This window comes from Lutimonas saemankumensis, from assembly GCF_020171465.1.
Classification (GTDB): Bacteria; Bacteroidota; Bacteroidia; order Flavobacteriales; family Flavobacteriaceae; genus Lutimonas; species Lutimonas saemankumensis.
In genome coordinates this window covers 507,171-516,108 of the sequence record NZ_JAIUZR010000005.1, presented here as the reverse complement: position 1 = coordinate 516,108, position 8,938 = coordinate 507,171, and the positions used below count along the sequence as shown (strand labels likewise).

The 8,938-nt window shown below is 40.6% G+C and carries 8 protein-coding genes and 1 tRNA gene; 1 reads left to right on the top strand and 8 read right to left on the bottom strand.

What is annotated here, in order from left to right:
* Positions 1–114: 114 nt before the first annotated feature.
* The 8 genes from LCM02_RS14230 to LCM02_RS14195 form a co-directional block, all read right to left on the bottom strand.
* Positions 115–189, bottom strand: a tRNA-Val gene (locus LCM02_RS14230).
* Positions 190–578: 389 nt separating this feature from the next.
* The gene (locus tag LCM02_RS14225; protein WP_224931457.1) at positions 579–1,799 is read right to left on the bottom strand and encodes a bifunctional folylpolyglutamate synthase/dihydrofolate synthase; all 1,221 of its coding nucleotides are present in this window, start codon (positions 1,797–1,799) and stop codon (positions 579–581) included.
* Positions 1,800–1,801: 2 nt separating this feature from the next.
* Positions 1,802–2,749: an energy transducer TonB gene (locus tag LCM02_RS14220; protein WP_224931455.1), complete on the bottom strand. Its 948-nt coding sequence runs from the start codon at positions 2,747–2,749 to the stop codon at positions 1,802–1,804.
* A gap of 6 nt (positions 2,750–2,755) precedes the next feature.
* Entirely contained in the window at positions 2,756–3,148 is a 393-nt protein-coding gene (locus LCM02_RS14215) for an ExbD/TolR family protein (RefSeq protein WP_224931453.1), read from the bottom strand.
* 16 nt (positions 3,149–3,164) lie between these two features.
* Positions 3,165–3,866, bottom strand: a complete 702-nt coding sequence (locus LCM02_RS14210) for a MotA/TolQ/ExbB proton channel family protein (protein ID WP_224931451.1) — start codon at positions 3,864–3,866, stop codon at positions 3,165–3,167.
* An 83-nt stretch (positions 3,867–3,949) separates the two neighbouring features.
* Positions 3,950–5,311, bottom strand: coding sequence for a sodium:proton antiporter NhaD (gene nhaD, locus LCM02_RS14205; protein ID WP_224931449.1), 1,362 nt, complete (start codon positions 5,309–5,311; stop codon positions 3,950–3,952).
* 76 nt (positions 5,312–5,387) lie between these two features.
* Complete coding sequence (locus tag LCM02_RS14200) at positions 5,388–6,620, bottom strand: Glu/Leu/Phe/Val dehydrogenase dimerization domain-containing protein (protein ID WP_224931446.1); 1,233 nt, start codon at positions 6,618–6,620, stop codon at positions 5,388–5,390.
* Position 6,621: 1 nt separating this feature from the next.
* The gene (locus LCM02_RS14195; protein ID WP_224931443.1) at positions 6,622–7,713 is read right to left on the bottom strand and encodes an anhydro-N-acetylmuramic acid kinase; all 1,092 of its coding nucleotides are present in this window, start codon (positions 7,711–7,713) and stop codon (positions 6,622–6,624) included.
* An 84-nt stretch (positions 7,714–7,797) separates the two neighbouring features.
* Between LCM02_RS14195 and LCM02_RS14190 the strand changes: the two genes are divergently transcribed.
* Positions 7,798–8,937: an acyl-CoA dehydrogenase gene (locus LCM02_RS14190; protein ID WP_224931441.1), complete on the top strand. Its 1,140-nt coding sequence runs from the start codon at positions 7,798–7,800 to the stop codon at positions 8,935–8,937.
* The last annotated feature ends 1 nt before the right edge of the window (position 8,938 follow it).

Genomic DNA, 8,938 nt, shown 5'->3' with positions numbered 1-8,938 from the left:
GTGCTGACGCACCTTGGATTTTTTGTTTTTCCAAATTGGTTTTAAGCGCAAGCGCTAAACCTTGGAAAAACAAAAAATCCCGATGAATTTCATTCATCGGGATTTTGATTGATGTGGGCAATGAGGGATTCGAACCCCCGACCCCCTCGGTGTAAACGAGGTGCTCTGAACCAACTGAGCTAATTGCCCTAAGCGGATGCAAATATAATTTAGTTTTTTGTTCTGACAAACATTTATTAAATAATTTTTATCCTAAATTAACCGAATAAAAATCTCTTTGGACAAGGATGGAATATTACGGTAAAAACAGAGTCTGCTGACTTTCGATTGCACCGAATAATGAAGACAGAATTTTCCTTTACTGATCTTCGTCAAGGACTTTTTTTTAGATCATATGGCATTACTTTCATATCTTTAACTGTCATCATAAATTGCCAGGAATAAACAACATTGATCACCTTGACCTCCCCAAATTGAGCTGCGAAAAAAACTCGTTAGATCCTTAAGTGACTTGGTCCGGACCTATAAATCAAATCCGTCTACCTGGGCCAGGATATGATCAATTGATGAAAAAGAAACTACAGGTCGATTTCCGCTACTACAAAAGTACTTCCGCCTACATATATGAAATCATCTGATGAAGCATTTTGAACCGCCGAATTAAAAGCATCAGAAACTGAATCATAAATATTACCCATTAAATTGAAACCCTCTGACTTATTTCTTAATTCCTCAGCATTTAAACCCCTTGGAATATCCGGCTTACAAAAATAATAAGTAGCCTCTTGCGGGAAAAGCGATAAAATTGTCCCAAGATCCTTGTCATTTACAACTCCCAATACAACATGTAATTTCTCGTACTTCTCCTTACTTAATTGATTCATGACAATTTCAAGACCTTCTTTGTTGTGGGCAGTATCACAAATGATTTTTGGTTGGCTTCTCAACAATTGCCATCTGCCTTTTAATCCTGTGTTTAAAGTAACGTGTAGAAGTCCTTCCCTGATATGCGCTTCTGTGATATCAAAATCCTGTTCGGGAAGCAGTCTTAGCGCCTGAACTGCAGTTTTACAATTCTTTTGCTGGTAAGATCCAGTTAAATCGGTCTGGTACGGATCTTTTACCAAATCCTCAGCCACGTATAGAGGAGCATGTAAAGATTGGGCAATTTCCTCAAAAACCGGCAATACATTTTCCTGATGCTCACCTATAACAACAGGCGTATTGGCTTTGATTATCCCTGCTTTTTCAAAAGCTATTTCTTCGTGAGTCTCTCCAAGAAACTGCGTATGGTCAAGGCCTATATTTGTAATTACGGAAATCAGTGGGTTTAGTATATTGGTAGAGTCAAGCCTTCCTCCAAGGCCAACTTCAACAACGGCTATATCAACTTTCTGACTGGCAAAAAATTCGAAGGCCATTCCCACGGTCAGTTCAAAAAACGATAGCCCCTGTTGCTCCAAAAATATTTTGTGCTTTTCAATAAAACCAACCACCCATTCCTGATCCACAGGCTTACCGTCGATCCTTATCCTTTCTCTAAAATCTTTTAGATGAGGCGAGGTATAAAGGCCCGTTTTATATCCTGCCGTCTGCAAAACCGATGAGATAATGTGGCTTGTTGAACCTTTGCCATTTGTTCCCGCAACATGAACACTATGAAACGACTTGTGAGGATTTCCGAGATGCTCGCAGAAGGCTTTGATATTGGTAAGGTCCTTTTTAAAAGCAGTACTCCCCTGCCTTTGATACATCGGTAGCCTCGAAAACATCCAGTCCAAAGTTTCTGCGTAGTTCAAAATTATTCCGATAATGAAAAATTATAGATAATGGCTCCAATCTGCTTTGCCGGGGCCTTGCTGTCGGCATTAAATTTTGTTTTGAGCGCCGCTTCCTTGGCTCTGTTTAACAGACACTGTGCCGAATTTGTAGTTCCTTTTATACCTGGATCTGCCGAAATGACTCTTCCCGATTGATCAACCGAAATTGAAACCACCACTCTACCTTCTTCATTACAATCGTATTCAGGTTTTGGTTTATTAAGGGCTTTTCTGTTCCCTAATCGGTAGTTTCCACCACTTCCGTCTCCTCCAACCCCGTAATAACCACCGGCATTTGGGTCTCCTGTTTCTTTTCCTTTATCTCCTGCCTGATTATCGTTGCCTTCGCCACCTTCTGCCTTTCCATCAGTATCACTGAATCCACCCATAAGGGCATCAAGATTCTTTCTTTTAGCGGCTTCTTCAGCTCTCTGTTTTTCGATTCTTTGCTGTTCGGCAATTCTTTGTCGCTCTAGTTCCGCCTGACGTTCCGCTTCAGCTTTTCTCTTTTCTTCGGCAATTCTTTTTTCCTCTGCCCTTGCCTCGGCTTCTGCCTTTCTTTTTGCCTCTTCCCTTTTCTTTATGGCGATCGCTTCTTCATTGACCTGGGTCATCACCTCTTCTGAACTTTCTTCCGGAGCAGATTCACTGTCAACCTCTTCCTCGACAAGTTCTTCCTTAATTTCTTCAAAAGGTGTATTTTTAGGTACCGGTTCAGGCTCAGATTGACTTGCTGGTTTCAAAGCCTCTGTGGGTTGTTGGTTTCCACTCCCGTAATCCGTGGTTCCAAAATTAACAGCAATGCCATATTCTTTGGGAGGATCAAAATAAGTAAGGCCAACGATAAACAACAAAATTAAAATCAAGACAGCGATAACAGAAGTTAAAACTGCGGACTTTCTTTTATATGGAGTGTCTAAAAAAGCCATCGTCTCTTATTTGGGCCTTACGGCAAGAACCACCTTTATCTTATTTCGGTTAGCGATATCAAGAACCTTGACTGCCTTTTCAATAGGAACTCCTTCTTCAGCTCGCAAAACTATGGTTGGCTGTTCGATGTCCCTGAATTTATCAAGCAGGTATTGCTCAACTTCCTTTTCCTTTACCCTCTTCTTGTCTATATAATAATCCAGCTTTTTCGTTATGCTGACAGCAGTTGACTTCTTATTCTCAGTTTTGCCCTGTGCCTTTGGCAAAATTATATCAAGAGCATTCACGGTGACCAAGGTCGATGTTAGCATAAAAAATATCAATAACAAAAAAACAATATCCGTCATGGACGACATATTGAAATTTGGATTTATTTTATTTCTTCCTCTAATATTCATCTTGAAGCGAGATCAATTATACGGGTTCATTCAACAGATCAAGGAACTCAAGTGAGTTAGCCTCCATCTGATAAACTACTTTGTTGGTTCTTACAATGATATGATTGTATGCAATATAGGCTATGATCCCTACAATAAGACCCGCAACCGTCGTTGTCATGGCTGTATACAATCCATCGCTTAGCATCTTTATATCAATCTGTCCTCCGGAATTAGCAATTTCATGAATTGCAACGATCATTCCGATGACCGTGCCTAAAAACCCGATCATTGGAGCGGCCCCCGCAATGGTAGCCAGAACACTTACATTCCTCTCAAGTTTGTATATTTCCAGTTTACCGGCATTTTCAATGGCTGTATTGATATCATCAAGTGGTTTTCCAATTCTTGATATTCCTTTTTCAATGAGTCTTGCTACCGGAGTCTTGTTACTTTGGCTTAATATCTTAGCGGCCTCAATATTTCCGCCCAGAATATTATCTCTTATCTGGTTCATATAATTCTTGTCGATCCTACTCGCTGCCTTGATGGCCAGAAACCGCTCAAAGTATATATAAAGGGCCACTAAAAGAAGGACGAACAACAGCGCGATAATGATCTGTCCGCCAAGCCCTCCTTCCATAATCAAATTAAAAATAGAAAGTGTTTTTTCTTCTGAAACAACTTCATCGAGGTTTTCAGGAGTAGTCTGGGAATCCTGAAGTAATGCTATAGACATATGTACTAATTATAGAGTAATAAAATCGTAACGATTTTATAGTTCTTAAATTGTTTTTGAAATGTGAAAATTTACTTAAAATTTTAAAGCATGAGTCTCATGAACATAAAAGTTATTGCCCCAACAACAAATCCGATCAGAGCAAGCCATGAAATTTTCTTTAAATACCAGAAAAAATTGATTTTCTCCATACCCATGGCCACAACACCTGCCGCAGACCCAATGATCAACATACTTCCACCCGTACCCGCTGAATATGCAATAAAGTGCCACAACGGACTATCCTGTGGATCAGAGAACATTCCTATACTTGCCGCAACCAAAGGAACATTGTCAATAACCGCCGAGGCCACACCCATCAGCATAACCACAAGGTCAGACACATTGTAATTTTCTATGGTGGGTTCAGTTCCCAGCATAGGTACGGTCTTATTCATTTCATTGGCAAAATTAAACAGTATCCCAAGTGATTCCAATGCTGCCACAGCCATCAAAATACCAAGAAAAAATAAAATACTTGGCAGCTCAATACCTGACAGGGCCTTATGCACCGGACTGTGATGACCGGCCGCGTCAGAATCCAGATCGACACTTGTCAGGGTTATTCTTGCATTGGAATATATTTCGGCAAAAATGGCAACAACCGCAAGAGACAGCATCATACCTACATAGGGTGGTAAATGTGTGACTGTTTTGAAAATTGGAACAAAAACAATAGCGCTCAATCCCAGATACAGCATAATCTTGCTATACTCATCTACCGTTCCTTCATCTGTGTCCTCTATGGCTTCAATATTACCTTTAAACGCGGGCAGCCTTGATGCAACCAAAGCGGGCACAACCATACAAAGCAATGAAGGAATAAAGAGATATTTAATCAGATTCAAGGTGGTAACCTTATCCCCAATCCATAGCATGGTGGTCGTTACATCCCCAATTGGCGACCAGGCACCTCCGGCATTCGCCGCTATCACAATCAAACCCGCAAACCAAAGCCTGTCATCACGTGTATTGATGATCTTTCTCAAAATGGTGATCAAAACAATCGTAGCCGTCAGATTATCAATGATTGCAGAGAGAATGAAAGCAAGAATCGAGAAGATCCAAAGAAGTTTCACCTTGGAATTCGTCCTTACGAAACCTTTTATAGCAGAGAAACCGTTGAAATAATCAATAATCTCCACAATGGTCATAGCACCAATAAGAAAAATCAATATCTCAGCAGTTTTTCCTAAATGATGCAGTAAAATTTCATCAAGATGTGAAGGCTCCAGTCTTAACTCTTCGGTATTTACTTCAAAAACCTCAAGATGACCCAATGAAATCAAGGCCCAACTCACAGCCATCATACCCAGAGCAGGAATCAGTTTATCGATTTTTAAATTATGTTCAAGAGTAATTGCAAGGTATCCTAATACGAAAACGATAATGACAAGTGATTCCATCTAAAAAATTTTAAGTGCTAAATATAACAATTTCTCCGTATCATGCTGTTCAAAATAAGACAAAAGTTAGAATTAATCACACAAGTTGCTGAAGAGCAATTTCAAAAGCGGTTCTGCAAATATTTGTTCTGTAGGGATGTAATCTGTGTGTTTTTTCCAGGGCAGTTCTAATGGTATTTGAGGTATCTTCAAAAATGGCGTGATCACTCATTGGAAGTTCGATTTTCGCTTCCATGAGGTAAGCAAACAATCTGGCGATCCCACAATTAGAAATAAAATCAGGAAGTAAACTTATCTTTTGATCCGTAAACTCCATGATTGAACCGAAGAATATTTCAGGATCGGCAAAAGGAACATTGGCACCCGGAGAAATCACTTCAAGGCCTGCTCTAATCATCTGCTCCACCTGTTTTTTGGTTACCAGCCTGGAAGCCGCAGCAGGAATAAAAATTTCAGCTGGCACAGACCAGATCGTTTTGTTTATTTCCTCAAACGGTATCATTTCCTCGGCTACCAGCATGTTTCCCCTTTTGTTCAGGAACATGGATCTGACTTCCTCCATTTGATATCCTTCCTCATTGATAACTCCTCCTACCCGATCAATTATTCCAACAACTTTTGCACCAAGTTGCGTAAGGTAATAAGCAGCCGCAGATCCAACATTTCCAAATCCCTGGACTATGGCTCTTTTACCTGATATATCCCCACCGTAAATATCGTAATAATGTTTAACCGCTTGGGCTACGCCAAAACCTGTTAGCATATCAGCGATTGTATATTTTTTAGTCAGATCCGGGGAATAATGCTTGTCTTCAATAACCTTTATCACACCGTGGCGAAGTTGCCCTATCCGGTTGATCTTTTCCGCCTCTGTTGGCTTAAAATGCCCGTTAAATACTCCTTCCTGAGGGTGCCATACACCTGAATTCTCCGTCAGCGGAATTACATCATTGATCTCATCAACATTCAAGTCGCCACCTGTCCCATAATAATGTTTTAACAAAGGGGTTACTGCCCTATACCACCTTTCCAGCACTCCTCGTTTTCTGGGGTCGTTGGGATCAAAGTTTATACCCGATTTTGCTCCTCCGATACTTGGTCCGGAAACGGTGAATTTAACCTCCATAGTTTTCGCAAGAGACAAGACTTCATTCATATCAAGTCCTTTTCGCATTCGGGTTCCTCCCCCGGCGGCTCCTCCTCGTAAAGAATTGATCACGGTCCAGCCTTCAGCTTCTGTTTCTTTGTCTCTCCAGTGAAATACGATTTCAGGAGCTTTATTTTCATACTTTTTTAACAGTTCTTTCATTTTATCTCAATTGGGAGCCATAAATTACGCCACTGCTATGGTCTATTTTGGCACCGGTTACACTTTTTAAACAATTGACCTCTTCCTGATCCTTTAAAACTCCCAAAAAAGCGAAGATCAACGCCTCTTTGAATTCTATTAGTTCACGGGAAGGTAACTTAATTTCTGCTCTGGACAGCTCCGATATTCTTCGAATCATAAAATCATTATAGGCACCTCCTCCTGTGACCAGCACGGTTGCCTGATCCCGTTGTATCTTTTTGGATTTCAAGTTGATGTCTTTGGCAATTTGGACCGCTATGTGCTCATTGTAGGTCCTCAAAATATCTTTAAAGGATAGTTTATATTTATCAATCATTGGGAGCATGGTTTCCTCGACAAATTCATAACCTAAAGACTTTGGCTGCTCCTGCTGGTAATACTCAAGTTCATTCAGTTCCTCAAGCAAATCCAAATGGATTTGCCCCTGAGAAGCAATAAGTCCCCTGTCGTCATAATCCATGCCTTTCATACGGGTATAATGATTGAGCACAATGTTCGCCGGGCAGATGTCATAAGCAATTCTCTCCGACTGAAGATCGAATGAAATGTTTGCAAATCCACCAATATTCAAGCAAAAATCAAAAGCCCCAAACAACAATTTATCCCCAATGGGCACCAGTGGAGCGCCCTGTCCTCCCAATGCAATATCCTGAACCCTGAAATCACAAATTACCTTGAGCCCTGAACGTGCCGAAAGATGAGCCCCACTTCCTATTTGAAGGGTATAATTCCTTTGAGGATCGTGAAAAATTGTATGCCCGTGAGAAGCCAGAAAGTCCACTTTTTTTATGTCATTTTTATCCATAAATTCCCTGACTTGATCACCTAAAAAAACACCATATTCAGCGTCCAGAAGCGTGAGTTTTTCAGCTGAAATCGAAAAAGCTTGCTCTAATCTTTTTTTCCATAATTCTGAATATTCTAATGATTCTGTTTGCAATAATTCAAAATCATATCCTGAATTTCGAGTAATTTTAACATATGCTAAATCAACTCCATCCAGCGAGGTACCGCTCATAATTCCAATAACATACCATTTTTTTGTCTCCATACCCGGTAAAATTACAAATACATTTTGATAATTTACCTATATTTGAACAATTCAAATTTTTTATAAAGCAACTCATATTTAAGCATGGATTTTACCCTTACAGAAGAACAGATAATGATACGGGATGCAGCCCGTGATTTTGCGCGAAATGAATTACTTCCGGGAGTTATTGAAAGAGATGAGAAACAAGAATTCCCTCATGAACAAATCAAGAAAATGGGAGAGCTTGGATTTTTAGGAATGATGACTGATCCTAAATACGGTGGCGGAGGTATGGATACGGTCTCATATGTGCTGGCCATGGAAGAAATATCCAAAATAGACGCTTCGGCATCAGTGGTGATGTCTGTAAACAATTCTCTTGTTTGCTGGGGCCTGGAAAACTTCGGAACGGAAGAGCAAAAGCAAAAATACCTCATTCCGCTGGCCACAGGTGAAATTATTGGTGCGTTTTGCTTAAGCGAACCCGAGGCCGGAAGCGACGCGACTTCACAAAAAACAACAGCAGTTGATAAGGGTGACCATTACATAGTTAACGGAACCAAAAACTGGATCACAAACGGCGGAACGGCCAGTGTTTACCTGGTTATCTGCCAGACTGATGTTGAAAAAGGCCATAAAGGCATCAATGCCCTGATCATTGAAAAGGACATGGAAGGTTTTGTGGTTGGCCCAAAAGAAAACAAACTAGGGATCAGAGGTTCGGATACCCACTCCTTGATGTTCAATAATGTAAAGGTACCTAAAGAAAACAGAATTGGTGAAGACGGCTTCGGTTTCAAATTTGCTATGAAAACTCTGGCTGGAGGCAGAATTGGTATTGCGGCACAGGCCCTTGGTATTGCCTCGGGAGCCTTTGAACTAGCTCTTCAGTATTCAAAAGAACGAAAGGCTTTTGGCAAGGAAATCAGCAAGCATCAGGCTATAGCCTTTAAACTTGCCGATATGGCCACAGAAATAGAGGTGGCAAGGCTTCTTTGTCTTAAAGCAGCCTGTGATAAAGATGAACATAAAAATTATGATCAGTCAGGAGCCATGGCAAAATTATATGCAGCTGAAATGGCCATGAGAAACACGATCGAGGCCGTTCAGATTCATGGTGGGTACGGGTTTGTCAAAGAATATCATGTTGAACGCCTCATGCGCGATGCCAAGATTACACAGATCTATGAAGGAACTTCTGAAATTCAGAAGATTGTAATTTCAAGGGGGCTGCTCAAATAAA

Excerpts from the sequence above, each read along its gene's own strand:
- LCM02_RS14210 (WP_224931451.1), bottom strand. The coding sequence starts at position 3,866 with ATGTCTATAGCATTACTTCAGGATTCCCAGACTACTCCTGAAAACCTC.
- LCM02_RS14220 (WP_224931455.1), bottom strand. The coding sequence starts at position 2,749 with ATGGCTTTTTTAGACACTCCATATAAAAGAAAGTCCGCAGTTTTAACT.
- nhaD (WP_224931449.1), bottom strand. The coding sequence starts at position 5,311 with ATGGAATCACTTGTCATTATCGTTTTCGTATTAGGATACCTTGCAATT.
- LCM02_RS14195 (WP_224931443.1), bottom strand. The coding sequence starts at position 7,713 with ATGGAGACAAAAAAATGGTATGTTATTGGAATTATGAGCGGTACCTCG.
- LCM02_RS14190 (WP_224931441.1), top strand. The coding sequence starts at position 7,798 with ATGGATTTTACCCTTACAGAAGAACAGATAATGATACGGGATGCAGCC.
- LCM02_RS14200 (WP_224931446.1), bottom strand. The coding sequence starts at position 6,620 with ATGAAAGAACTGTTAAAAAAGTATGAAAATAAAGCTCCTGAAATCGTA.
- LCM02_RS14215 (WP_224931453.1), bottom strand. The coding sequence starts at position 3,148 with ATGAATATTAGAGGAAGAAATAAAATAAATCCAAATTTCAATATGTCG.